Raw genomic sequence first — 26,505 nt, 5'->3', positions numbered from 1 at the left:
AATTCTTACTTGAATACAAAGAGGAAGCCGGGCGTAGGACACTCCCGGTTTTTCTTACATCATACAGATGCATCATCTCGGGAGGATAGGAATTATGTCATTTCAGCCACAATCAGGAGATACGATCATTATTCAAGATATCGAATATCGGTTCGGCGAACATCCGGCAGCTCCTGGCCTCGTATATGCGCAGGCTGGCAGACAGGGTGTCATCTATCAGCTGCTTCCAACCCGAGGAGATGCTGTAGAGGCAAAGGCGCTCAAAGTGTTCCATCCGAAGTATCGTATCCCTGCGATGGTATATCAATCTGAGCTGCTCGAAACCTATAGTGAGCTTCCAGGACTAAGCGTGTGCAGTCGGAACGTATTGACCCCTGAGAAAAACGGAGGACTTATCCAGAAGAGCACGGATTTGCTCTATGCAGTGGTAATGCCGTGGATACATGGCCCGACGTGGCTGGATATCGTTGCAGAACATAATCGGCTGACACGCCAAGACAGCCTGCAGATTGCCAAATCGCTGGCACGAGTATGCTCCGGTATGGAGCAGCGAGGTCTGGCACATTGCGATTTGTCTGCGCCGAATGTCATGCTTCCGTTTTTCTCGGAAGTTAAGCAGAGTTCGAAGGCATTATCGATTGAACTGGTAGATGTGGAGCAGCTCTATAGTCCTAAGATGGATCGACCGGATGTGCTGTTCAGTGGCTCTCCAGGATATGCTGCACATCGTGCGCTGCTGACAGGGATGTGGAGTGCATATGCAGATCGATTCGCAGGCAGCATTCTTCTTGCAGAGATGCTTGGTTGGTCATCTCAGCAGATCGTGGATAAGGCATGGGGCGAGAGCTATTTCGACCAACGTGAAATGCAAACCTCTTGCGAGCGTTATGAGGGATTGAAGCATGTATTAACAGAACGATATGGCGGCAAAGTATCGGATCTGTTCTCACGCGCTTGGGAAAGCCAGGATTTGAGCAGTTGTCCGACCTTCGGTGAATGGTTGATTGTGCTTAATGGCGTAGACGAGGAAGAACAGATCGTTATGGACATTAAGCAGCAGAATGCGCCTGAAGGAACGCAAGCGATTCATGAGCAGCGTTCAGAGGATAAAGCGATAGATAAAGAGGCGGAAGGATGCACAAAGAATTCTGCTGTACAACCCGATGCAGTATCCGCCCCCCTTATTCCTGCTCGGGCCGATGTTGATCCGGATGTGGTCAATCGCCTGTTCCGGCAGGCAAGAGAACTAGAAGAGCAAAATCAACTGCAATGTGCCTTGGAAGTGTACCGATCGGCTCATCATTTTGTTGAGAAGGAAAGTCCGATGCATATTGAGCTGGCTGCGGCGATTCAAGACTTGGAGCAGAAGCTTGCAAGGGAAGCAGATCAAATGCCACGGTCTAAGGTCAAGCTAGGGAAGCGAGCGATTGCGATCATTAGTGTAGCGTCAGCACTCCTATTGCTTGGCTGTGGAGCTTTTGTGGTGAATCAGATGAACGAAGATGCGGTCAAGAAGGCTGCGGAAGAACAAGCGCTGCTTGACGCGAAGACTCAACAGTTGAAGGCGGGAGAGGAACGGAAGCAGGAAGAAGCAAAACGGCTTCGTGAGGAAGAACAGCGCAAGGAGGAAGCGCGCAAGCAAGAGGAACAGCAACGCAAGGAAGATGAGCAGAAGCGCATAGAGGAACAGCAGCGCATCAAGAAGCTGGAGGAACAGAAGAAGAAGGATGCGGAGCGGAAACGCCTGCAGGCCCAGTATGATCAACAAGAGCAATATGAGAAGTATGTGGAGTGGAAGAAGAATCGGGATGAACAGCTGAAAATAGAACAGGCTCGCGAGCAGGAGCGCAAACGGCTGGAAGCGGTACAGGCCGCACAGGCTGCGGAGAAAGCTGCTCAATTAAAGAAGATTCGCAGTCGTGATGTGGTACTGCTGATTGCCTCTTACAATAAGGCGTATAATGCACTATCAAGAAATAATGTGAATAATGCTTCAAAGTATGCATTAGAGTTTACAGAACGGTATGAAAAGGATCCAGACTACTTCAAAAATGTAGGCAAGGTGGGGACGAGGGCCGGACATATTTATAAGTTCTTGAATGATACGTCCTATATGCTGCCTGATATTTAGCGCGGATCAGGCACGATTGAAATAACATGCTATGAGGTGAATTGGACGGATGAACTACACGATACAGGCTTCACAGCGCACGCCTGCACTTCTCATCTATTTAATTGATATCAGTGCTTCCATGAATATGACGATGGCCGGAAGACGGCGAATCGATGTGGTATATGAAGCATTATCCCAAGCGATTCGACAGATGGTATTCCGTTCTACGAAGGGAAATCGTCTGACACCGCGCTATCGCATTGCAATATTGGCCTACAGTGACGATGTCTATGATGTGCTGAATGGCATCAAGGGAATTGACGAAATTGCAAGCATGGGGGCATTGCCGGATTTGACGCCGGTTCGCTTCTCTGATGCAGCCAAGGCGTTCCTTCAGGCAGAGAGACTGCTGGAGGCCGAGCTGCCTCATATGCAGGACTGCCCTGCTCCGCTAATTTGCCATATGACAGATGGAGTAGCTACTGGGGATGATCCAGCGCCAATTGCTAGGCGGATTATGCAAATGAGTGTGCCGGATGGCAATGTGCTTATCGAGAATATATTTATTACGGATCACATGTTGGATACACCAATTGAAGAACCCCGCAGGTGGAAGGGGATCGTGCAGGATACCATTCTTACCGATGAACATGCACAGAAGCTGCGAAGCATGTCTTCGATCTTGCCGGAAAGCTATCGTGAGATGTTGGTGGAGGCGGATTATCACCTCTCATCAGGAGCCCACATGATGCTGCCCGGAAATTGTCCAGAGCTGGTCTCGATCGGATTCCAAATGTCTGCCGCTACTCCTGTGCGTTAATTGATTCCTAACGAAGGGACTTCACAATGAGGAGAGATTGCAGGAAGCTATTCAATCTCCGTATGCCTATTGTACAACGATACAGCTTGGATTACGTAAGAAAGGCAGGGTGAATCCGATTGAGTCTGACATCCTTTCACTACCGTTGTTCCCAACAGGTGGATCAGCCGTTAATGACGATCGAGCAATCCTCTTTTCGCTGTAGATTTGCTTACGCACGAGCGGGAGAGACGGCGCAATATAAGGATAACAATCAAGATTATTTGGCCTTTCGCATAGATGGTGGTTCGCTCAGCTTTGTATTATGCGATGGGGTCAGTTTGAGCTACCAAGGAGATTTTGCTGCGAGGTTTCTAGGGGCCCATCTATTGGACTGGATTGCTGTTCAGTCTGAATTGAATGCCAAGTCTTTGCATGCTTATCTGGATTCTCTACGTGATGCAGCAGCTGAGCAAATGTCTGGGCTGCCGATTCCCTCGGGACTCCCTCCACTTGTGAAGGAAGTATTGGAAGACAAGAAACGAATCGGGAGCGAGGCGATGTTCACCTGCGGGCGGATCGATGGCACTGATGGAACGGATGAAGCAGAGCCGTATAGTCGAATATGGCTTGCATGGCATGGGGACGGGCGACGTCGGTTATGGCAGCATGGACAAGAAAGCTGCAATCTGTTCGAGACTTCCAGCTCAAGTGGAGAACGGTGGTCAGTCTATCGTGGTCTCATCGGCGGAAGAGCTCATACCTTGCACCACCATATTGAAGGCAATGCACCCTTTCGGCTGATGGTGTATACCGACGGGTTATCCGAATTGGACAGCCTGCCGTATCCGCCTGCAGACGAACTGCTTCGCCACAAGCTGGAGCATCGAAATGGAGAAATGCTGGAGGATGATGTGTCTCTGCTCGACATAAGCTGGTCATCTTGCGGAAAATAAGGAGATATGACAATATATCACATGCCGAACGCTTGCGAGTAAGGTATAATCGTAGCAAAGGAAATTTGAAGCTGGGCCTCTCTTGTCTATCTGCAGATACAGGTGACGAACTGCAGTGCTCGACAATGGGAAATAAAGAGACGGCATCCGAGCTGAGGAAGGTTGCCACATGAAGAGAAAACACGCAGATCGCTACGATTGGAAACGGATTTTGTCCAAGCAGTTCGCGCTAACTGAAGTAGATTCTCCGGAATTTACAGGCTACATCTCTCTGATTAAATTCAATGCGGTGCGGCAGCCGTTAACAGTGACAATGGACGGGAAGAGAATAAAGCTCGTAGATACAGGATATTGCTGGATGCAATATTTCCCCTTGCATGAGCATTATTCCATTACGACTGTATTTGATGAACAGGGAGAGGTCATGCAGTGGTACGTGGATGTTTGTGAACCGGTCGGAACGGATGATCGGGGCATCCCCTATTTCGACGACTTGTACTTGGACGTTGTGCTGCTGCCATCGGGCCATATCTTCCTCTTGGATGAAGATGAGCTGGAAGAAGCTCTGGAGTGGGGACGCATTACCCATGATCAATACAGCACAGCTGTGAAAGAAGCTTCCCGACTCGTTCATGAAGTGAAGGAACACCCATTAGTTAGACGAAGTAAAGAGGACTTTATAATGATGCAGCAATTGTTTGTGCCATGAGAGAAGACTGATATCAGTCTTCTTTATTTCTTTATAGCACTTGTTCGCATTTCTGCATAACTTGACCCGTATTTAGATCCTATCTATAACTGGAAATTATTTCGTATTGGTATGCAGTAGGCTAGTCTAGTTCTAGTCACCATAAGCCAACCAATTTTCAACTCTCATTTGACCAAGGGATGGGTGTGGGTTGAAACTTTTTCCATACCTGATGCGTCTAAGATATGTACCTTGCAGTTTGGTTGATACAGAAGTGAACAGCCTATTCTTCGTTGAGCTGCGGGTATGGATATACCAGCCCAACAGCAATTGTCATGTATGCGCTCACACTGGCCTTGCTTCTTATCGCTGCTGCACTCACATTGAGCAAATAGGAAGGAAACGTAAAAAGAGAGTATGTCAGTCGGACATGAAAAGGGTGGGGTCAAATGCATTTTCCAGTTGTATATTCTACATTATGCGAGCAAGCACTTAAGGAATGGATAGAAGAAAATTATGCTGTAGGCAAGGTTCAGCGGGTTGAATTTTTGCTGCGCGGAATGAACGATACCTATAAGGTGCATGGCGATGACGCCCTGTATATTTTCCGTGTATATCGTGGAGATTGGAGAAGACACCAGGCAGTGGTTGAATTTGAAATGGATTTCCTTCTTCATCTACAAGCTGAGGGGATATCCGTATCCTCACCGATTACGGCATTGAATGGGGAACGTGTTCATCCGCTCCAAGCGCCTGAAGGTATTCGATTTGGCGTCCTGTTCACCTATGCTGTGGGAGAAGAACGCTCAATCGACAATGCCGACATTAGCCGATTGTTCGGACAAGCAGTAGCGCAGCTGCACAGTGCAGCAGATACGTTTACAAGTTCATATGAGCGCCCTGTTATGGATCAGCATTATCTAATCGATAAGCCGCTGCAGGTGATTGCTGACCGAATTCAGCATAGGCCCGAAGATGTTCAGAAGTTGATGGCCATTGGCAGCGCATTGAAGGAGCAAATTACACAGTTCTCATGTCTGGATTGGGGAGTGTGCCACGGGGATTTGCACGGAAATACCAATATTAGTTACAGCGGCGATCAGACGTATACTCATTATGACTTTGACTTGTGCGGTTATGGCTACCGCGCTTATGATATAGCAGAATTTCGCTTGGCTCGAGAGGTGCGCTTAGGTAATGATCCTGGAAAGCTGTCAGAGTTGTGGGACGCATTCCTAGAGGGCTATCAGTCTGTACGTCAACTTAACGAAGACGATATTCGAGCAGTTCCCGTATTCGTTGCTGCACGTCAGTTGTGGTTAATGGGACTATGTCTCCATGATTTACATATTGTCGGAAGCATCGATTCGGGCGATGATTTTATTGATGAGAAGATGGAGTATTTCAACTCGCTGTCTGTTGAATTCGTAGGTCGTCTATAATAAGTTCATCGATAGAAGGAAGTAAACAAGCGACTTAGCAACTTAGGAGGGACATCATGAATGTAAAGAAGCTGCCTAGAGAGCAGAAGGAAAAATGGATAGAGGATTTGAAGCAGTATTTTGAGACAGAGCGTGGAGAATCCCTGGGCATGTTCGAGGCAGAGGAGCTTGTTGATTATCTACTGAAGATGTTCGAGCCGTACTTATATAATCAGGCTATCGAGGATGCGCGTGCGATGTTGGAGCAGCGTATGGCTGGCATTGAAGAGGATCTATATGCAATGAAGAAATCGGAGAAGGACAGCAGATAATCATGCCTTTTACCTTCGTACATCCACTGTATGCTGCACCTGTTCAGCGTCTTGCGCCGCAATACTTAAGTGTGACGGGGCTAGTTCTTGGAAGCATGGCACCTGACTTTGAATATTTTATCATGCTTGAACCGTACCAATTGATGGGCCATACGTGGAAGGGATTGCTGTTGGAAGCAATCCCTCTGAGTGTATTGTTTGCTTTCCTATTTCATCTCATCATGAAGGAGCAGCTTGCTCGTCATTTGCCCTCGTACTTCGAGCTTGATCGGCGATCCTTGGCGTTCGTCTCTACCTGGCGATTACCGTCAATTGGAGCGTGGCTGCTATTTATCCTGTCGGTTTCAATCGGATTTGGTTCTCATGTCTTGGTGGACAGCTTCACCCATCAAAGCGGATGGGCCGTTCAGCAGTTGCCTCAGCTTCAAGCAACCGCTGTCGGTATCCCAATCTATAAATGGATTCAGCATTCCTTATCCATGGTAGGACTTGCTGTTGAAGTGTATTGGATTTATCGAATAGGCAGACAAGTGTCCCCTACGCTTCTGTCTTCTCAGCTGCAGCGTGTGCCGAGCGCAAGGAAGCGTACCTTCTGGGCAATTGTCGTACTCGTCGCAATGCTTACTCTTATGGCTAAGCTATTATTCAGCAGCCGAACGAATTGGATCGGTATCCTAGTTGTTGCACCATTCTCTGGATCGTTACTAGGTCTATTATTGGCTGCCATGCACGCGAAATGGAGTGGAAGAGGTTCTCATCATCCCAAGTAGAGGATGAACTCACCTGTAGAGGAGGGAGTCAATTGCAAATTCGAAAAGCGATGGCTGGCGATGCGCCTGGTATTGCACGTGTTCATGTTGACAGCTGGCGCACTACCTATCAAGGGATTGTATCAGATACTTATTTGTCAGGCTTATCTGTACAAGCTAGACAAAATATGTGGGAACATGCAATAGGACATTTGACAGCTGACAAGTGTATATATGTCGCAGTACAGGATACTGAGGAAATCGCTGGTTTTGCGATGGGTGGCCCAAGCCGGAGTGAACAATTTCCGGATCGAGCAGAATTATATGCACTCTACTTGCTGTCGACCGTTCAAGGACAAGGGCTCGGTAGCAAGCTGGTTTCACACGTGATGGAGCATTCGAAGTCGTTCGGACATACGAATATGTTGGTGTGGGTTTTGAAAGGGAATCGTGCTCTTCAATTTTATCGTCGTACCGGTGCAATAATCGTCGGCGAGAAGGAAATTGAGATTGGTGGAGAACCGCATACGGAAATCGCTATGGAATGGAGACAACTGTCGTTATAACAGGCAGATATCCGACTACTCCGTTGTGAACAATCGCTCACCACACACGGGAAGCGGGACAGATTCTACATTATACATAAGTAGGTGATTTGCAATGGCTTCAACGATACATTATCAATTGAAGAAGTTGGAAGGTTCCACGGCATTATACGCTTACGCTACGGAGACAGGCGAGGAGAAAGGATTGTTCGAAGTCGACTTTGTGGAGTATGAACGGATGTGTGAGGAAGGGCAAGTACCTTCGATTGAGGATACGGTTTATTTAATACGCAAGAGTGAGCATGACTCTAACTTTTATGGGGGAATACGTGTGTTTTTCCACCTGTACAAGCATTATTTACAGCATGGTGCATATGCCCAGGAATATGGTCAGATGGCGTAAGTTGCATGCTCATGAATCCACACACAAACTCTGTCCTTCACTTGATTCAACCATGCAGGTGAGAAGTGAGAGACAGCTTAGAGGAGGACAATTGTCTTGGAAGCACTCATTATTCCTACGGAAACTCGTAACATCCCACTAGATTTGCTGCTGCTTGCTGATCCGGAAGAAGCTGCCGTGAATCAATACTTGCATCGCAGTATCGGTTATACATTGAATGTGAATGGAGAGACGATTGGAGCTGTACTTCTGCTTCCGACGCGCCCGCACACCCTTGAGCTTGTGAATGTGGCGGTTGCAGAAGAGTGGCAGGGCAAGGGCTATGGAAAGCAGCTTGTACAGCATGCCATTCAGTGCGCTCGAGAGCTTGGTTATCAAGTGCTGGAGGTAGGTACTGGGAACTCCAGTCTGTCACAGCTCGGCTTATATCAGAAATGCGGCTTCCGTATTTGCGGAATCGATACCGATTTCTTCGTCATTCACTATGATGAACCGATCGAAGAGAATGGAATTCCTTGCGTAGATATGATTCGTCTCCGCCTTATCTTGTAAACGTGTACTATAATGGATAAATAGATAGATTTGCATTTATCCATACGTTGATAAGAGTGGGAGCGTGTTACCGATGAATCATTTTACCGATGAAGAAATTCGCATCATTCGAGATCAGGCCTTGACCATTGAACAAGAGGGGAAGCTTCCCCAGCAGCTGCTGCAATGGATTTATGAGCGGGGATTGTTCAAGCTGTTCGTACCAGCTGAATTACAGGGGAATATGACAGAACTTCCCGAAGCGTTGAAATGGTTCGAGCATACGTCCTGGATTAATGGCAGCTTCGGCTGGCTCGTAACGATTGGCTCTGGAGGCGGCTTCTTTGCACCATTTATGACGCCAGAAGTGGCGAAGGATGCTTATACGAGGAAGGATGCGGTTGTAGCAGGATCGGGGCATCCAAGCGGCACGGCTGTGAAGGTTGAGGGCGGATACCGGGTGAATGGGCGCTGGAAGTTCTGCAGCGGCTCCACATATGCGACTGTGTTCACCGCCAATTGTGTGGTTCAAAAGCATGCCGAATCGGATACTGGAGTGGAATCTGCAGCGGAGCCGGTCATTCGTTCATTCGTATTCTGGCCGGATGAAGTCGAGATCGTGAAGGATTGGAACGCATTTGGCTTGAAGGGTACAGAAAGTCATTCCATTGTCGTACATGATGTATTTGTATCTGATGAACGAACCTTTAGCATTATGGAGCCAAATGGTCTTTACGATAACCCGATATACAGCTATCCGTTCCTGCCTTTTGCAGAAGCCTCGTTCGCTGCTGTAAGCATAGGGCTGGCAATGCACTTCCTGGAAGAGGCACGAAATATTGCGGAGCAGAATCGCGCTGTATGGGAGAATGCTTCGGTGAACCGTTATGATTCTATATCGAATAAAATCATCATTCAGAACGAATTGCTGACGGAAGCGGTAAGTGCGTTCTATCAGGCTATCGAGAAATCGTGGAACGAGCATACACAGGGCACGGCACTCACGGACACGGATGTACAGGAAGTATCACTTCGGTGTAAGGAAGCTGGACAAGCAGCCTTATCATCGGCCAATGCGCTTTTCCCGTACTTGGGCATCCATGCAGTTATGGAGGATGCGCCAATCAATCAAATATATCGGGACTTGCAGACTGTCTGTCATCACTCATTGTTAGTGAAGTTTGATTAAGTAAGAGGCATATATCACTTCCAGGATAGCTTGGAAACGACATGAAAAAGGCAGAGTAGAGGTAGGAGGAACGTCTCCTGATTCTCTTCTCTGCCTTCATTGCTTGGGTCTGAAATAATTGGATACATCCTAAACGAGATGGCAGGCTACATAATGACCAGGCTTGGCTTCACGGAATTCCGGTACAGCAGCCGCACACTGCTCAGTTGCCGCGGGGCATCTCGTACGGAAATGACAACCGCTCGGTGGATTGATTGGACTTGGGAGTTCACCGCTTAACACAATTCGCTCCTTCTGCGCCTCGATATCTGGATCGGGAACAGGAATGGCGGACATGAGCGCTTGCGTATAAGGATGAAGCGGCTCATTGTAGAGCGTCTCACTATCAGTCAGTTCAACCATTTTGCCCAAGTACATGACGGCCACGCGATCGCTAATATGCTTGACCATGGACAAATCATGGGCGATGAACAAATAGGTGAGTCCAAGCCGAGCCTGCAGATCCTTCAGCAAGTTAACGACTTGCGCTTGGATGGACACATCAAGTGCGGAGATCGGCTCGTCACAAATAATGAGCTTTGGATCTACGGCAAGCGCGCGAGCGATGCCGATACGCTGTCGTTGGCCGCCTGAGAATTCATGCGGATAGCGAGTAGCGTGATCTGGATTCAAGCCAACAAGATCAAGGAGATCTTCGATCTGTTTCTTCTTTTCTGCGCGGCTCGCAGCTAGCTTGTGAATGTCGATAGCTTCTCCAATAATATCAGAGATGGTGAGCCGCGGATTAAGCGAAGCGTACGGATCTTGGAAGATCATCTGCATTTCTCGGCGCACCGCTGCCATCTGCTTGCGCTTCAGGCTGTAAATATTCGTTCCATTGTAGATTGTCTTACCGCCTGTCGGCTCGTAAAGGCGCAGGACAGTTCGTCCTACAGTGGACTTCCCGCAGCCGGATTCACCAACCATACCGAGGGTCTCACCCTTATGGATGGTGAAGTTGACATCGTTAACCGCTTTTAATATATTGCCGCGGCCTAGATTGAAATACTTCTTCAATCCCTGTACTTCAAGCAATGCCTCTCTGCTCATCGAGCCACCTCCTGCGCCAGCGGATGGAGAAGCCAGCATTTCGCTTGATGCGAATCGCCTACCTTCGTTACTTCCGGATCGTAGGACATGCAGACTTCCATCGCTTCATTGCAGCGAGCGCAGAACCCGCACCCTGCTGGCGGCTTAATCAGATCTGGCGGTGTGCCGTAAATCGGAATAAGCGGCTCCTCCTTCTTCTGATCCAGACGAGGCAAGGAACGGAGCAAGCCCTTCGTATAAGGATGCTGTGGATTTTTGAATATATCCCATTTCGTTCCGGTCTCAACGATTTTACCAGCATACATAACAATGACTCGGTCGCATAGATCAGCGACAATTCCGAGATCATGTGTAATTAATATAATGGATGTGCCCATCTCCTGCTGCAGCTGTTTCATAACGCGCAAGATTTGAGCTTGTATAGTTACGTCAAGCGCTGTAGTCGGTTCATCTGCGATTAGCAGGGATGGTTTGCAGGCAAGTGCGATGGCAATCATCGCGCGCTGGCGCATTCCTCCCGAGAATTCATGCGGGTATTGCTGGAAGCGAGAAGCTGGATTCGGAATGCCAACCATAGACAGCATCTCGATAGCCCGTGCCTTCGCCTGTGAAGCGGTCATTTGTTGATGCTTCATTAATACTTCAGTAATCTGTCGACCTATCGTCATCGTCGGATTTAATGAAGTCATGGGATCTTGGAAGATCATGCCGATGTCCTTGCCGCGAATCGATTGCATGTCACGTTCTTTCAGCTTCAGAAGATCATTTCCCTTGAAGCGTATCTCGCCTTGCTTCACCTTGCTAGGTGGGCTTGGCAGCAGCCGCAATATCGATTGCGCCGTAACACTCTTGCCACAGCCGGACTCGCCTACGATCGCCACGGCCTCGCCTTGATTCACATGAAAATTGATACCGCGTACTGCCTTCACCTCGCCGCCACGGACGTGGAAAGAGACGTGAAGGTCGTTGATTTCCAATAAAGGCTTCATATTCGTCATCCTCCTCGTCTACTTTTTCATCTTCGGATCGAGTGCATCACGCAGTCCATCGCCAAACATGTTGAATGCAAGCATCGTCAAGCTGATAAAGAATGCAGGGAATGCGATACGCCATGGATAGACGGTCATCGCCTTCAATGCATCGCTAATCATCGTTCCCCAAGAGGCAGCTGGGGATTGTACACCAAGCCCGAGGAAGCTAAGAACCGCTTCGCCGAAGATCGATACAGGAATTGCTAAGGTTAGCGTAACGATAATCGGGCCGAGTGAATTTGGAATCAGATGCCGGAACAAGATCCGTGCTCCCGATGCGCCGAGAGAACGGGAGGCAAGGACGAACTCCTGATTTTTGAGCTGCATCATTTGCCCGCGCACAATCCAGGCCATATTTATCCAGCCAGTGAAGCACAGCGCCAATATAATAACGCCAAGACTTGGTTCTAGTACTACTACCAGTAAAATGGCGACAAGAAGGTCAGGAAGTGTGAATATAATTTCAGATGCCTTGTTCATGATTTCATCGAGTTTGCCTCCCACATACCCCATTATGCCGCCATATATGACGCCGACAATCAGGTTAATGAGGGCTGCGGAGAAGCCGACGATAAGTGAAATACGAGCGCCCATCCAAGTACGGGCGAACATGTCGCGGCCGAGATCGTCCGTGCCGAACCAATGCTCTGAGGAAGGTGGCAAATTCGTCTTGTCCAAATAATTGGTTTCGTAGTCATAAGAAGTTAACATTGGTCCGATGATGGCCATAATAATGAGCAGAACAAGAATAACGAGGCCTGTCATTGCTGCCCAATTACTGCGCAATCGAAGCCACGAATCGCGCCAAGCGGATATACTCTCGCGTTCGATCGCCTCCGCCGCATGTTCGTCGATGTTCGCTTTTTTGAATTGCTCGGGCTTGATAGGGGGCTGCTGCAATGGATTCTGTTTGTTGTAGGTAATCATGCCGCTTTCTCCTTTCCTTTGGCAAGCTTAATGCGAGGATCGATAACACCATAAGCCAAGTCAGTAAGGAAGCGAGCCACCATCAATATAACGCCATAGAACATAGTGATCCCCATGATGAGAGAATAGTCGCGGTTCGTAATACTCATTACGAATATTTTACCAAGACCACCGATTCCGAAAATATGCTCCACAATGAATGAACCGGTAACAATACCTGCAGTAAGTGGGCCAAGATACGTAACAACAGGCAAGATTCCGTTGCGTAAAATATGTCTGCGCACAATGACACCGGCAGACAGACCTTTGGACTTGGCTGTCTTAATATAATCAGAATGCAGAACCTCCAGCATACTGGAGCGAGTTAATCTGGCGATGAAAGCAATCGGTAGAGCTGATAGCGCAATGGTGGGCATGACATAGGTGAGGGGGCCAGCTAGTCCAAAGACGGGCAGCAGCTTCAGTTTTACCCCAAGCACGTATTGCATAAATGAGGCAAGAACAAAGCTGGGGACAGATACGCCAACGACAGCGAGTACCATGGAGGACGTATCAATCAGCTTGCGATGCCGCATTGCTGCAGCAATCCCGAGTCCTATCCCGATCGTGACGGCTACAATTAAGGCACAGATACCGAGCTTAAGTGAGTAGGGGAAGGATTCGCGGATGGCCTGAACGACTTCACGATCCTGCATTTTCATGGAAATACCAAGATTACCTTGAACGAGCTTGTTCAAATAAACGACATACTGTTCATATAATGGCTTGTCGAGTCCATATTGCTCCATGAGCCTTGCACGTATTTCTGGAGGAACGGCTTTCTCTGACAGAAATGGGTCGCCTGGGACAGCCTTCATCAATAGAAAGGTAAGTGTAGCCAGAACCCATAAGGAAATGATGAGATACATTAGCTTGGTAAGGACATAGCGAATCACATTCCACCAGCCTCCTGAAGGATAATTTCAACCTATAATGCTAAAGTCGGGATACATATGAACATTGCCTGCATATGTACCCCGACTATTTACATGCTCAATGTCACGATCGATCGATTAGTGTTCTGCAATATAACCGCGAGTGAAGTTTATTTGTCCTTGGTAGTCGATAAATACATTTTTGACGTACGGCTTCTGTAAATGAACATTTGTATGATAGAAAATCGGTATGATCGCCATATCGTCTGCAATCAGCTTCTTCTCAGCTTGCTTAATCAAGTCCATACGTGCATTTGGATCCACAGAAATCTTCGCATCTTTCACCAGTTTATCGAATTCAGGATTGTTGTACCCAATATCATTATTGCCGCTGCCAGTCGTATAGAGATCGATGAATGACATTGGATCATTATAGTCTGTCGTCCAGCCGGCGCGAGCGACTTGATAGTTCAATGCCGTCCGGTTCTTTAGGAAGACACCCCACTCCTGATTTTCAACCTTTACTTTCAGTCCAAGCGTATTTTTCCACATATTCGCGACGGCTTGAGCAACTTTCTTATGCATTTCATTGGTATTGTGAGTGAGTGTAAATTCAGGCATTTCTGACAATCCGGATTCCTTCAAGCCTTTTTCGAGAAGAGCCTTTGCTTCAGCAGCATCTTCCTTGAAATAGGCGCTGTCATCAGATTCATTGCGATACTCATCATTTATCCCTGCGATACCTTTCGCAACAATACCAAATGCAGGTGTTTGACCACCAAGCGTGACTTTCTCAACAATTTGCTTACGATCAATAGCCATTGCCAGTGCCTTGCGAATATTGACATTGTCGAATGGCTTCTGCTTATTGTTGAACAGGTAGTAATACGAGGAAGCAATACCTTTGATTTGAAGCTCATCTGGCTTCGACTCCTTCAGCATCGCAATTTGGTCGACCGGAATTTCACCAGTCGGCTGACCTGCGAATTCAAGTGCTCCTGTTTCATACATGCTGACTTCGGTACCAGGATCCTCGACAATTGTAATTTGTACTTTCGTAAATTTGATTTCATCTTTTGCATAGTAGTGTTCGTTTGGAATCAGTTCAAGTGAGTTTTGATGCTTCCAGTCTGACATTTTGAATGGGCCGTTCGATATGATAGTACTTGCCTCAGAAGCCCATTTCGAATCGCGGGCATCCGTGTGTACAGGGAAGTAGGATTGGAAGGAGAGTAAGCTTAAGAAGTAAGCAGTTGGTGTCGTAAGTTCGACTTCCAACGTGTAATCGTCAGTGGCTTTTACTGCTACGGAATTTGGATCCGTGGATTTCTTCGTGTTGTAATCTTCTGCACCTTTAATGTAGTACAGCTGATAGGCATATGGTGGAGCTGGCAACATCTTAGGATCGAGAACACGTTTCCAAGCGTTCTCGTAATCTTTTGCTTTTACAGGATCGCCGTTCGACCATTTGGCATCTTTGCGGAGATGGAAGACATACTTCGTCTTCGTAGCATCTTCTTCCCAGCTCTCTGCGGTACCTGGAATAACTTTGCCGTGCTCATCCAATCGTGTGAGCCCTTCAAAGATATGGCTCAATACTTGGAAGGAAGTCGTATCCTGAGATGTACCAGGATCAAGGGAAGGAGGATCACTCTTCATGTTGAAGCGGAAGGTCTGATCTGAGGCGAGTGCCACGTCCTTGTTCTCTTCTTTTTTCTCACCTGTCCCGCTGTCGCCAGGTTTCTGAGTCTCGCTCGGCTTGGACTCAGGGGCAGGCGTGCTGCTGCTTCCGCAAGCGCTTACAAACGCACTTATTGCCAGTAAAAGCGTCAACATAAGCATCATGGATCTACGTTTCATACGTGTACAGTTCCCCTCTCAATGGAATAATCGTTTACACCATACGCCAACCTTACTAGATGCAGGTCAGAGGAGATAATTGACACCTGGTTTGTACCATATACTACCATAATGTTAGGTGTTCGTCTTTATCTTTTTCGATGATTTTATAAAAAATTTATCAAATTCGTAACGATTACCGCATTGACAGCTTGCTAATTAAGGTACAATTAACTGTTAGAACACTTTTATCAAGGGGGAAGACATATGAAGCCCATACGAAATTCAGCCAAGGCAATCATCATATACGACGGAAAAGTGCTGCTTACGAAAAACAAGGATCAGGAAGGATTCTTCTATCTGTTCCCAGGTGGTGGACAGGAACATGGAGAGCAGTTAAGTGATGCGTTGAAGCGGGAATGTATGGAAGAAATAGGTTGTCATATCCGTGTGCACGACCTCACGTATGTTCGTGAGTACATAGGTAAAAATCATCAATTTGCAGAATGGGATGCCGATGTCCATCAGGTTGAATTTTATTTTGTCGCTGAACTTGATGAGCGTATTCCACCGACAGAGCAAGAGGCTCAGATCTTTGCAGGAACGAATCCTGACGAGTATCAGGTTGGTGTAGAGTGGGTTGCCTTATCAGCGCTTGATCACATTCGAGTTTATCCTGCACAATTGATACCCAAGCTGCAGGGTAGAGGGGAAAAAGACGTCTATATGGGAGACACGAATTAACATATACGCTAACGTTTTAACCTTCGGTATTTAAGAATAGCGTTGAAGGCTAGATCTGGGATGAGGAGCTCGATAGAGCTGCCTTATCCTTTTTTAATTGGCAGAAGATTGCTGCTTGCGCAATGCAACGACTCCAACTATAATGATAATGATTATCAATATCAATTTTTGTACATAAAAAAGTTGGAGGTTATATACATGAGCACATTGTTAATTTATGCGAGTATGACAGGGAATACAGAAGAAATGGCGGAAGCTGTGGCCGAAGGCGTCAAAGGAACTGATGAGGAGCTTACGATGAAGGAAGTCATGGATGCCTATGCATCGGAGATGGCAGAGTACGATGGAATTCTGCTTGGCGCGTACACATGGGGGGATGGTGAACTGCCCGATGAATTCCTTGATTTCTTCGATGAGATGGATGATGTGGATCTGACGGGCAAGAAGGCGGCCGTGTTTGGTTCTTGTGATTCTTCGTACGCACAATATGGTGCAGCAGTGGACATTCTCATTGAGAAGCTGCGTCAGCGAGGCTGCGAGGTTGTGTTGGATGGCTTGAAGGTAGAATTGACGCCTAAGGCTGACGAGAAGGAACTGTGTAGACAATTCGGGAATACTTTCGTTGGCAAGCTTCGTTCATAATCAAGTCTAGTTCTACCTATGTTATTTCGCAATCATCCAAAGCGATAATTCTAATAACAGCATCTAAAACAGACATCAGCTCGTGCCCTTATTGAAGGTGACGGGCTTTTTGTCTTTGTCACGTTGAAGAGATAGAGAAAGAGATAGAGATAGAAATACGGCATGGTTAGACAATAGCGGGCAGTTATGGCATGATCTTGTGTAGAAGAATAAGGTGAATCCCAGATCCATAAGGAGGGAAATCATGATGCGCAAGACAGAGCTGTTCTTTCCCGTTCCAGTCCTAGAGACAGCCCGTACACGTATGAAGGAAATGAAGCTTCAGGATGCTGAGGATATGTTTGAATATGCTTCTGATGAAGAGATTTCGCGGTTTGCAACATGGCCTGCTCACCAGACGATTGCTGATTCGCAGCGTTTTCTGAACTGGATTATCCAGCGTTATAGTCGCGGAGAGATTGCTCCGTGGGGAATTTACTGCAAGCAGTCGGAGCGGCTTATCGGCACATGCGGCTTTGGGAATTGGAATCAGCAGCATGCACGTGCCGAGATCGGCTATGCGTTGTCCAGATCCTGCTGGGGACATGGCCTCATGACAGAGGTTGTGAACGAGGTGATTCGTTATGGATTTACTTCGATGAAGCTTGTACGGATTGAAGCTAGATGCTATCCAGATAATACTGCCTCGATACGCGTGTTGGTGAAGTGCGGTTTTCAACAGGAGGGAGTGCTTCGTAAGCATATTTTTGCAAAAGGGCGCTACGAGGATGTTCTTTTGTTCTCCATTATTAACGAAGACTTGTTGGATGGGCAGCAAGCATAAAAAAGAGCAGTACAGGTAGGAACAGCCCGTATTGCTCTTTCTAGATTTCAAATCTATCCGCTCTATGGAATTATTGCTGCGTATATCATCCAACCTTCTACCAATTGTTGAGCAGGGTAACGGTTTTCGTTTTGCTATCCCAGTCAAATTGATAAGTAAATACATTCTGCAGAAGACGAAGCGGGATAAAGGTTTTATTGTTAATAATTTGAGGGAATGTCGTGAGCACCGTATCCTTGCCATTCACCTTCATCTTGCCAGTTAGTGAACTCCACGTAATATCTGATTTGTCCCCTTCAATATATACAGTATGGCTGTATGATTCCCATCGTACCTTCAAATTCAAATGCGTACTTAGATCCTTAATAGGGATATATGTCAGCCCATTCTCGATCAAGGCGTCATGGGATAAGGTATTCCCATCCGTATCTACCACACGTACGACCGGAATCGGAGTCGGTTGCATTTGAACCTTATGCGCGGCACCATCACCAGCATAGGCGAAGCTTGAACCAAGCAGTGTTATAAGTAGACAGCCTACTAGAATGGATAGGCTGTATTTCAATGTACGAGTAACATCTCTCATGTAAGCCCGAAACCCCCTTTAACAATAATAACGATGATAGAATGAAAAAGTTGCAACATTTAAAAGTCTTTTTTGATCTGGACAAGTACGGAAACGACGTGAGAAAATAAAAAACATGATTCTAAGCTATAATTGGTATAACAACGATTTCCTGTGGGGGAGTTCACGTTGGATAAAATTATCATCATCTCCTTACTAACTATGCTTATCCATTTATTTGAGACATTGTCCTATGCGGTTCGCTACGCGGGCGTACGTACAGGTAGACTTGCAGTTGCTCTATCATTAACCGGCATAATTGTCCTTGTATCTCGTACTTCGAATTTGCTTCAGGGCCCAATGACAGGGAAAATTATCGATTATGCAAAGCAGCATCCGGAATTTGATTTGGAAGGCCAGTTCCGTATTGTAATCGGCTCATCAACGGTAGGAACGCTGCTGGCAATGCTCTTTTTTCCAACGGCTGTCTTGATTGCAACTAGAGTGATACGTCATATGGAAGTGTCAGGCTCTATACCGAAATTGATTTCATCCGTATCCCTCGATCAGATTCGGCATGTGAAGCATCATCTGCGAACGCCAACATGGAACATGCTCCGCTCGCTGCGGATCATGGGAATTCCGAAGCGCTTGCTGCTATTGAATTGTCTGGTCACCAGCATCTATACGATCGGGGTTCTGGCAGCACTGTACGCATCTGCTTTGAATCCAGAGTATAGTACGGCCGCCTCGCAATCATCTGGACTAATTAACGGACTAGCTACGATCATACTCACGATCTTCGTCGATCCGCAAATGGCAATGCTTACCGATCGCGCAATGGGCGATGCGACAGAACGGAATCGCTTAGGTAAAATATTCGCGCTCTTGATGTTCTCAAGAGTGGTAGGTACGATTATCGCTCAGTTGCTGTTCTATCCAGCTGCTGCATGGATTGCTTGGGTCGTTCAAGTCATCTAGGTGATGAACTCGCGTTCGACAAATTGTCATTACCCATATTTATGAAAAATGAACCGTTCTTCTCCGTGAAACCCAGCGAAATACATGCCTGCTCAATGAATCAAAGGGCAGGTTTTTTGTTGTTGATTTCTTGCAAATAGGTTCCAAATCTATGATGTAAAATGGTAGAAAGGGGCACGTTTCTAACTTACATTCTGTTTTTCTTGTAGATCTGCGTTGAGAGGTGTTGTAATCCGTCGATTTATAGTAATATGAAACTAGTTTATTTTTCCAATGATAATAATGGAATAGGAGTGCTCAATTGTTTATGGTGGGGAAAGATCGCCCAAGTGTGATCGTGTTAGGCGGTGGTATCGCCGGCATGAGTGCAGCGCACGAACTAATGGAGCGTGGATTTCGCGTCTCTGTGTATGAATGGAGAACCATTCCAGGAGGCAAGGCACGAAGTATGCCGGTTCCCAATTCGGGGACGAATGGTCGACCAGATTTGCCAGGAGAACACGGATTCAGGTTCTTCCCAAAATTCTATAAGCACGTTACGGACACCATGAAGCGTATTCCCTATCAACGGCCGAACAGTACCGAGAGATTAACCGTATTTGATAATCTAATCGAAGGAACGAACTTGGGACTTGCCTTCTTCAATCGTCCTATGCTTCCTTTTCTTACTGAATTCCCGCAAACGATACGCGGCTGGCGCACACTGCTTAAATCACTATTCGATAATAAACTTGGTTTAAGTGAGAAGGACGTCGACCGTTATGTGAACTGTCTGTGGCAGGTTCTGACTAGCTGTGATGAACGCCGGCTGCTGGATTATCAGCGTGTAGCATGGTGGGATTTTCTACAGGCGGAGAAGCAGTCAGCGGAATTCAGACACATTTTCACTGGCCTAACGCGTATATTGGTCGCAGCACGGGCGAAGGAAGCGAATGCCTGCACAGTAGGCACGGTAGCTGCAACCGTAATGCTGGATATGGTGCTGCCAGGAGGTAGTGCGGATCGCTTGCTGAACGGCCCTACCAATGATGTGTGGATCAATCCTTGGCTGACTTACTTGAGACAGGGGGGAGTCGACTATCGCTTAAGAGCGAAAGTTGAACATATTCATTGCAAGAATGGCCGGATTCAAGGCGTGACCATTCAAGAAGAAGGCCGCTCCCACATTGTAACCGCAGATTATTATATCGCAGCACTGCCCGTTGAGGTGATGGCGGAACTGATTACGGAGGATCTAATCGAGGGTGATCCATTGCTGGGCGGACTGCCCGAGCTAGCGAAGAACGTGGAATGGATGAACGGCGTCCAATTTTATTTGAAAGAAGATGTCCCTATCATCCATGGTCATGTCATCTATATGGACAGCCCTTGGGCATTGACTTCCGTATCCCAAGCTCAGTTCTGGCCGCATTTCAAGATGAGCGATTTCGGCAATGGGGATGTGGCAGGTATCATCTCGATCGATGTATCGGATTGGAAAACGCCTGGTATTGTATTCGGGAAGCCGGCAATGCACTGCACTAGCGAGCAAATTAAGATAGAAGTGTGGGAGCAGCTGAAGCGGAGCTTGAATCAAGGTGAGACCATACTGAGCGATGATATGATTGTGCATTGGTATCTCGATGAAGATATTCAATTCCCGAACCCGCATGAAGCGATCAACATGGAGCCGCTGCTCGTGAATCATGTCCACACGTGGAACTTGCGGCCGAATGCATATACAGCAATTCCGAATCTGTTCCTTGCGTCGGATTATGTTCGAACGAATACAGATTTGGCTACGATGGAAGGGGCGAATGAGGCTGCGCGAAGAGCGGTCAATTGCATCATCGAACGATCGTCGATCGATGCCCCACCCTGCAAAATATGGGATATGTATGATTATCCATTGCTATCGGCATGGCGTTCCAATGACCGCTCCCGATTCCATAAAGGGCTTCCATGGAACGGGAAAATCATTGGCTGACTCGAATGCTCAACGTTCAAGGCATTGAATCGATAGGGAAAGGAATAATGATGTTGATCCATTCCATATTAGCGCATGAATTCAAAGGGCTGCTCTATATTATGAGCGCAAGTCTTATGTTTCTCATCATCACGCCGAAATTCATGTTCGCTCATTACCGTCGCAAGCTGTTATTTATCTTTATCTTATTTTTGCTGACTTGTTTTTATATTGGGTATGAAGATATCGATCCATTGCTGTACGGGCTGCACTTAACTCCAGTGTCTCTTGCGCTGGCTGCTCTGTTCGAGGGTTTGCTGCCAGGGATATGTACATGGTTGGCATTCAATCTGTGCACATTACTATACTTGCAGATTTACTCGGTACCGACAATCATTGGTTCCACGATGATGCTCGCAGCTGGACTTATCCTGCACTATAAGCAGGTGCTGCAAAGTACCTATTTGAAGATTTTCCTCATGTCGCTGCTGCTGATTACGGTATATTTAGCTGGCTATCTGTTCTTCTTCGATCAATGGGATCAAGTGCAGGGAGTAGAGGTGGTGATTGCTGTCATTGGAACCTATTTGTCCTCGATGTATGTAAGCTACATCTATCATCATGTCAAAAATCAGGAACGGATGCGGGAAGAGCTTTTTCGTGCTGAGAAATATCAAGTTATCGGTCAGCTAGCCGCTTCAATTTCTCATGAAATTCGTAATCCACTGACAACTGCACAAGGCTTTCTACAGCTTATGAACCGTAAAAACTTGACCCCGGAACAAATTCAGACCTATCGGAATTATGCAGCTTCCGGCATTGAACAGGCGAATTCGATCATTACAGATTATTTGAATTACGCCAAACCAACGGTCGAGGTGGCTCGTCCGCTCTATGTTCAGGAAGAACTAGACACCGTCGTGCCCATGGTATCTCCACTTTGTTTACTGTCGAAGGTGGAGGTAGTTGTCCAGCATCTATCTCAAAAACCGATGTACATTATGGGAGAGTCGAAGAAATTCCAGCAGTCGCTGCTAAACATAATGAAAAATGCAGTCGAGTCCATGCCGGATGGAGGTACGTTGAAGGTTACCACCTGGTCGGATAACGAGGGAGTGCATATTCATATTAAGGACACTGGGGTTGGCATGAGCGATTATCAAATTAAACGAATTGGCATGCCATTCTATACGACGAAGGAGAAGGGAACAGGGCTCGGTCTAATGGTCGTTATTAGTCTGGTGAAATCGATGAACGGCACAATATCGTACTACAGCCGCCCAGATGAGGGCACTACTTGTGTATTGCAATATAAGCAAGTTCACTTGTAAGGGCGGAATATGGTTTTGCAAGTCCATAGAATGGCGAAACATACAACAAAGGACATTCATCTAGATATTACTGCTGCTAGAGAATGTCCTTTTGTGTGAACAAGTTATTAGGTTCAGTGATCAAATCGGTTAAGACATCAATTCGACCGTATCTTCGTCATCTGTGCACACGAGCGGCGATAGCTGATTCGCAGGTTCGTGAACAATCCACAGCTCGTGCAGCGCACGAGTACAGCCGACATACAACAGCTTCGCATCAAGCAAGCTGCATGGATATCGATGCTCATCGACGTCAAGAACAAGAACCGCATCGAATTCCAAGCCTTTGGACAAGTATACCGGAAGAACGGATATTCCGCCTTCGTATTGCTGCTCGTTGCCATCAATCAGGTGGATGCTGTGCTTCAGTTCTCCTTCGATATTTGCATGGAGTGCTGCGTGCAATTCTCTGGCTTCATCCGCTGTTCGAGTCAATAAAGCAATCGTATTATGCCCATTGTCTTGGAAATCAGTGATAATCTGCTTCAGCTGCTCTGCTCTCTCGTTCGCCTTGCTGCTGACAATACGAACCTTCTGACCGCTGCGGAATACCGGAACGGCCAACATGTCTGTTCCTACACCTCGATCTAGGATGACGTTCGCGAACCGGATGATTTCCATCGTCGAACGATAACTGCGTGTTAAGGCGAAGTAATCCGTTGCATCCGCTTCGAACAGTTCTCGCATCTCTGACCAGTCGTGAATACCAGCATACGCATGAATCCCCTGTGAGAGGTCGCCTAAGATGGTGAAGGAGTGGTTTTTGGCAAAGTGGTCGAGTACTGCGATTTGTAAAGGCGAGAAGTCTTGCGCCTCATCGATGACAATATGATCGTATCGATACTCAGATGAAATCCCGTGCAAGCGGGAATGCAAATAGAGCAGTGCTGCCAGATCCTCGTGACGAACCACTTTTTTCTTCAAATACGCTATGGTTTCTTTGCGCACGGGCTCTGGAATGACGATGCTGCTATCGCTATCCGTGTCGCCCTGTTTCTTCGGTTCGAACAGGGAGCGATACATTTCCCATGTATCGAGGACAGGCCATTTCTTCATATAGGCTTTGAGACGCTGCGTTGATAGCTTCTTCTTATCCTTCAGCATTGTCTTGGAGTGTTCTCGCTTCAGTTCCATCTGAATCCAGCGCTGAATACGGGCCATAACGCGCTCCTTGCGCTTGGCCGGCTCGTAGGAGCGATACTCCTCATGGAACCAGCTGTATATGGTTGCATACGGGAGGACGGTTCCGTCCCAAGGAAAGAAGTCGCCGCTTGGAACCGCGTTCTGCTCGTACTCCTTCATAAGCTGATCCATATGAGACAGCAAGGAGAGGGAGCCTTTGAATCGTCCCGAAACGTGATCGTCAAGAACTGGACGCGAATCCAAGGAACCGTACCATTTCTCGACTTGCTCCATCGGAGATGCGAGTGTTACGGATAGCTGCATATCCATTACCGCCAAAGCCCATTCAGGGAACGTCTGCTGCTGGATGTTGCCGACACCCAGTTCAGGCAAGACATCGGATATATAGTTCAGGAACATGCGGTTGGGCGCAAAAATCATCATCTTCTCGGCACGAATCTGCTCCTGATATTGATAAAGCAAATAAGCAAGGCGGTGCAGAGCAACGGTCGTCTTACCGCTACCAGCGACCCCTTGTATGAACAAGGCAGTGTTCTTCGGAGCGCGAATGATGCGATCCTGCTCCGCTTGAATCGTAGATACGATATCGCGCAGTCGATTGTCCTTGTTCTCTCCTAGTCGGTAGACGAGAAATTCGTCTGTAACATGGCTTTCGCCTTCGGAGCGATTGTAGGTATCGACGACTCTTTGCAATTGTTGTCCGCGTATCGCCAGGTTGCGCTTGAGATGCACGATGCCCTCGATAGGGCCGTCTAATGAATCATAAGATACCGGAGCGGTACCTCCGGAGAAGGAATAAAATAAGCTCGCAATCGGGGCTCTCCAGTCAATCACGAGCGGGTACGCTTCATTCTCGACTTCTGCACTGCGATGAACGCCTCGTTTGCCGACATACAGCTTGAGTGCTTCATCCTTGCCGTTTTCTTCGAAATCGATTCTTCCGAAATAAGGCTCCTTACGGGCTTGAGCCAAGCGTTCTTCCTGCTGCTTGCGGTTGTCCTCTAATACTTGCAGCGTAAAGTCGTGCCCAGTATAAGGGGCTACATTATGAACTTTGTCGTATTGCTGCTCGATGATGTCGAGCGTGTCTTTCAGACGGTGCTGCTCTTCTTGAAAGGCACTTTGAAACGTGTCGCTCACCTTCAGTTACCTCCTAAGAAAGGATTGTGTGATCTCTCCTACTTCTTTGTTGAAACACATCAAAATATGGAAAGAGAAGAACTAATATATCATATTGACCCTGAAAAAGCAATGAAATTTCGATGATACATCGCAGCTATTGCTTGACGAGTAGGCTATGTTCGTCATAATGTACTGCTCCGAGCCATATATAATGAGACAGGAGAGTGCTGCGAAGACGAGCCTACAGCTGAGAACGAAGCGATTATGATGTATGCGCCATTGTTGAGAAATGGTCAAGGGGACATCACTGTTAATGTATCATCTGAACAGTAGCGTATTTCAATATAGGAGGGATGACATTTTAATGAAGCATTCCAAGCGATTTATTCTCTTATGTGTAGTGTTTATCGCCATGACGATTCTGCTGAGCGGCTGTATGCCTGGAGACGGTTCGTACACGGATCAATCACCAGCAGGTTTCTTCTGGGGGATCTGGCATGGCTGGATTGCGCCGATCTCGCTGATTTTTGGGCTTTTCAAGGATGGAATCCGTGTATATGAGATCAATAATACAGGCTGGTGGTATGATCTCGGATTCTATCTTGCGATTGTCGGCGGTTTTGGAGGGTTTGCGTTCAGTCGGAGAAAAGGAGATCATCATTAGTAGACAGTAAGCTAGTTGTCGATGTAACGGTAAAAAGGATTCTTTGCATGTTGTCATGCGAGGATCCTTTTTTGTTTTGATAGGAGTAGTAATCTGTCAAAATGGATTACATGACAAAAATGAAAGGAAATTGTAAGGCATAACAATGGTTACATTTCTTCATACCCAGTAAAGTATGTGGTACAGAACAGGTAAGCGAAGGAGTGTAATTAGCATCTATGTTGGAAGTCAGAAATGTATCCAAAATATATGAAGGCAAAGTGTCTTACAAAGCACTTTCCGATTTGAATTTATCGATAGGCAAGGGCGAATTCGTCGGCATCATGGGGCCATCCGGAAGTGGTAAGACGACTTTCTTGAACGTGGTGTCCACGATCGATAAGCCGTCATCAGGAGAAGTACTGATTGGCGGCAGCAATGCACACGCTCTTAGTAAGCGTAAACTAGCCTTGTTCCGTCGCAGAGAGCTTGGCTTTGTGTTTCAGGATTTCAATTTGCTGCAGACTTTGACCGTGAAGGAAAATATTATTTTCCCATTGACGCTGGAGAATGTCAGCATTAAGGAACAGGAACAGCGTGTAAAAGTGATTGCGGACAAGCTTGGAATCGGACATATTCTGGACAAGCGCACCTATGAAATTTCGGGTGGTCAATGTCAACGTACTGCGATTGCGCGGGCAATCATCCATCAGCCGAAGCTGCTGCTTGCGGATGAGCCGACTGGTAATCTGGATTCCAAGTCAGCCAAGGACGTGCTTGAAATGATGGAGAAGATCAACAAGGAAGACGGCACCACGACGATGATGGTTACCCATGATGCATTTGCTGCAAGTTACTGTGACCGCGTCATCTTCATCAAGGACGGTTCGCTGTACCAAGAGCTGCACAAGCATGATGAACGGCAAGTATTCTTCCAAGAAATTATGAATGTCTTGTCAGCATTGGGGGGAGCGGAAGATGAACTTTCGTCAGTTCGCGTT

26 protein-coding genes are annotated in these 26,505 nt (G+C 47.0%); 19 read left to right on the top strand and 7 right to left on the bottom strand.

What is annotated here, in order from left to right; translation table 11 throughout:
- The first annotated feature begins 94 nt into the window (after positions 1-94).
- From BBG47_RS07680 to BBG47_RS07630, 11 genes are all read left to right on the top strand, one after another.
- Entirely contained in the window at positions 95-2,131 is a 2,037-nt protein-coding gene (locus tag BBG47_RS07680; protein ID WP_065291246.1) for a hypothetical protein, read from the top strand.
- Positions 2,132-2,180: 49 nt separating this feature from the next.
- Positions 2,181-2,933 carry a vWA domain-containing protein gene (locus BBG47_RS07675; protein WP_065291245.1) on the top strand — a complete coding sequence of 251 codons (753 nt, stop codon included), beginning with the start codon at positions 2,181-2,183 and terminating at the stop codon, positions 2,931-2,933.
- Positions 2,934-3,052: 119 nt separating this feature from the next.
- Positions 3,053-3,868, top strand: a complete 816-nt coding sequence (locus BBG47_RS07670; protein WP_139070690.1) for a hypothetical protein — start codon at positions 3,053-3,055, stop codon at positions 3,866-3,868.
- A gap of 169 nt (positions 3,869-4,037) precedes the next feature.
- Entirely contained in the window at positions 4,038-4,577 is a 540-nt protein-coding gene (locus BBG47_RS07665; protein WP_065291243.1) for a DUF402 domain-containing protein, read from the top strand.
- Positions 4,578-5,005: 428 nt separating this feature from the next.
- Positions 5,006-5,998, top strand: a complete 993-nt coding sequence (locus tag BBG47_RS07660; protein ID WP_065291242.1) for a phosphotransferase — start codon at positions 5,006-5,008, stop codon at positions 5,996-5,998.
- 56 nt (positions 5,999-6,054) lie between these two features.
- A complete protein-coding gene (locus tag BBG47_RS07655; protein ID WP_065291241.1) occupies positions 6,055-6,309 on the top strand; it encodes a DUF2164 domain-containing protein in 255 nt (84 codons plus the stop codon).
- Between the two features lie 2 nt (positions 6,310-6,311).
- Positions 6,312-7,079: a DUF4184 family protein gene (locus BBG47_RS07650; protein ID WP_065291240.1), complete on the top strand. Its 768-nt coding sequence runs from the start codon at positions 6,312-6,314 to the stop codon at positions 7,077-7,079.
- Between the two features lie 32 nt (positions 7,080-7,111).
- Positions 7,112-7,624 (top strand): GNAT family N-acetyltransferase, encoded by a 513-nt coding sequence (locus tag BBG47_RS07645; protein ID WP_083189145.1) that lies wholly within the window; start codon positions 7,112-7,114, stop codon positions 7,622-7,624.
- 94 nt (positions 7,625-7,718) lie between these two features.
- Positions 7,719-8,006, top strand: coding sequence for a hypothetical protein (locus BBG47_RS07640; RefSeq protein WP_065291239.1), 288 nt, complete (start codon positions 7,719-7,721; stop codon positions 8,004-8,006).
- A 96-nt stretch (positions 8,007-8,102) separates the two neighbouring features.
- Positions 8,103-8,558 carry a GNAT family N-acetyltransferase gene (locus tag BBG47_RS07635; RefSeq protein WP_065291238.1) on the top strand — a complete coding sequence of 152 codons (456 nt, stop codon included), beginning with the start codon at positions 8,103-8,105 and terminating at the stop codon, positions 8,556-8,558.
- A 73-nt stretch (positions 8,559-8,631) separates the two neighbouring features.
- Positions 8,632-9,726 carry an acyl-CoA dehydrogenase family protein gene (locus BBG47_RS07630; RefSeq protein WP_065291237.1) on the top strand — a complete coding sequence of 365 codons (1,095 nt, stop codon included), beginning with the start codon at positions 8,632-8,634 and terminating at the stop codon, positions 9,724-9,726.
- Between the two features lie 129 nt (positions 9,727-9,855).
- Here BBG47_RS07630 and BBG47_RS07625 read toward each other — a convergent pair whose 3' ends face one another.
- From BBG47_RS07625 to BBG47_RS07605, 5 genes are all read right to left on the bottom strand, one after another.
- Complete coding sequence (locus BBG47_RS07625) at positions 9,856-10,815, bottom strand: ABC transporter ATP-binding protein (RefSeq protein WP_065291236.1); 960 nt, start codon at positions 10,813-10,815, stop codon at positions 9,856-9,858.
- Positions 10,812-11,804 (bottom strand): ABC transporter ATP-binding protein, encoded by a 993-nt coding sequence (locus BBG47_RS07620; protein ID WP_065291235.1) that lies wholly within the window; start codon positions 11,802-11,804, stop codon positions 10,812-10,814. The genes BBG47_RS07625 and BBG47_RS07620 overlap by 4 nt, the downstream gene beginning before the upstream one ends.
- Positions 11,805-11,822: 18 nt before the next feature.
- Positions 11,823-12,773, bottom strand: coding sequence for an ABC transporter permease (locus BBG47_RS07615; protein ID WP_065291234.1), 951 nt, complete (start codon positions 12,771-12,773; stop codon positions 11,823-11,825).
- Positions 12,770-13,708, bottom strand: a complete 939-nt coding sequence (locus BBG47_RS07610) for an ABC transporter permease (RefSeq protein ID WP_065291233.1) — start codon at positions 13,706-13,708, stop codon at positions 12,770-12,772. The genes BBG47_RS07615 and BBG47_RS07610 overlap by 4 nt, the downstream gene beginning before the upstream one ends.
- A gap of 117 nt (positions 13,709-13,825) precedes the next feature.
- Positions 13,826-15,547, bottom strand: a complete 1,722-nt coding sequence (locus tag BBG47_RS07605; RefSeq protein WP_065291232.1) for a peptide ABC transporter substrate-binding protein — start codon at positions 15,545-15,547, stop codon at positions 13,826-13,828.
- A gap of 246 nt (positions 15,548-15,793) precedes the next feature.
- Between BBG47_RS07605 and BBG47_RS07600 the strand changes: the two genes are divergently transcribed.
- The 3 genes from BBG47_RS07600 (at position 15,794) to BBG47_RS07590 (ending at position 17,735) form a co-directional block, all read left to right on the top strand.
- Positions 15,794-16,270 carry an NUDIX domain-containing protein gene (locus BBG47_RS07600; RefSeq protein WP_065291231.1) on the top strand — a complete coding sequence of 159 codons (477 nt, stop codon included), beginning with the start codon at positions 15,794-15,796 and terminating at the stop codon, positions 16,268-16,270.
- Positions 16,271-16,468: 198 nt separating this feature from the next.
- Positions 16,469-16,912 carry a flavodoxin gene (locus BBG47_RS07595; RefSeq protein WP_065291230.1) on the top strand — a complete coding sequence of 148 codons (444 nt, stop codon included), beginning with the start codon at positions 16,469-16,471 and terminating at the stop codon, positions 16,910-16,912.
- Between the two features lie 244 nt (positions 16,913-17,156).
- A complete protein-coding gene (locus BBG47_RS07590; RefSeq protein ID WP_251482882.1) occupies positions 17,157-17,735 on the top strand; it encodes a GNAT family N-acetyltransferase in 579 nt (192 codons plus the stop codon).
- A gap of 97 nt (positions 17,736-17,832) precedes the next feature.
- Here BBG47_RS07590 and BBG47_RS07585 read toward each other — a convergent pair whose 3' ends face one another.
- Complete coding sequence (locus BBG47_RS07585; RefSeq protein ID WP_065291229.1) at positions 17,833-18,321, bottom strand: copper amine oxidase N-terminal domain-containing protein; 489 nt, start codon at positions 18,319-18,321, stop codon at positions 17,833-17,835.
- Between the two features lie 168 nt (positions 18,322-18,489).
- Between BBG47_RS07585 and BBG47_RS07580 the strand changes: the two genes are divergently transcribed.
- The 3 genes from BBG47_RS07580 (at position 18,490) to BBG47_RS07570 (ending at position 22,557) form a co-directional block, all read left to right on the top strand.
- Positions 18,490-19,281: a lipid II flippase Amj family protein gene (locus BBG47_RS07580; protein WP_254659774.1), complete on the top strand. Its 792-nt coding sequence runs from the start codon at positions 18,490-18,492 to the stop codon at positions 19,279-19,281.
- 307 nt (positions 19,282-19,588) lie between these two features.
- On the top strand, positions 19,589-21,247 hold the full coding sequence (locus BBG47_RS07575) for a hydroxysqualene dehydroxylase (RefSeq protein WP_065291228.1): 1,659 nt from the start codon (positions 19,589-19,591) through the stop codon (positions 21,245-21,247).
- Positions 21,223-22,557, top strand: a complete 1,335-nt coding sequence (locus BBG47_RS07570; protein ID WP_254659773.1) for an ATP-binding protein — start codon at positions 21,223-21,225, stop codon at positions 22,555-22,557. Before BBG47_RS07575 ends, BBG47_RS07570 begins: the two co-directional genes overlap by 25 nt.
- Positions 22,558-22,686: 129 nt before the next feature.
- On the opposite strand, the gene BBG47_RS07565 is transcribed toward BBG47_RS07570, so the two are convergent.
- Positions 22,687-24,879, bottom strand: a complete 2,193-nt coding sequence (locus BBG47_RS07565) for a HelD family protein (RefSeq protein WP_065291227.1) — start codon at positions 24,877-24,879, stop codon at positions 22,687-22,689.
- A 346-nt stretch (positions 24,880-25,225) separates the two neighbouring features.
- Between BBG47_RS07565 and BBG47_RS07560 the strand changes: the two genes are divergently transcribed.
- Positions 25,226-25,525 (top strand): hypothetical protein, encoded by a 300-nt coding sequence (locus BBG47_RS07560; RefSeq protein WP_021253091.1) that lies wholly within the window; start codon positions 25,226-25,228, stop codon positions 25,523-25,525.
- Between the two features lie 218 nt (positions 25,526-25,743).
- Positions 25,744-26,505 (top strand): ABC transporter ATP-binding protein (locus tag BBG47_RS07555; protein WP_044355020.1); only part of this gene is annotated, 762 nt, incomplete at its 3' end.

The organism is Paenibacillus sp. KS1, from assembly GCF_001680695.1.
Lineage (GTDB): Bacteria > Bacillota > Bacilli > Paenibacillales > Paenibacillaceae > Paenibacillus_B > Paenibacillus_B suaedae.
The sequence above is the reverse complement of the archived record's forward strand: the minus strand, read 5'-3'. Positions and strand labels throughout refer to the sequence as shown.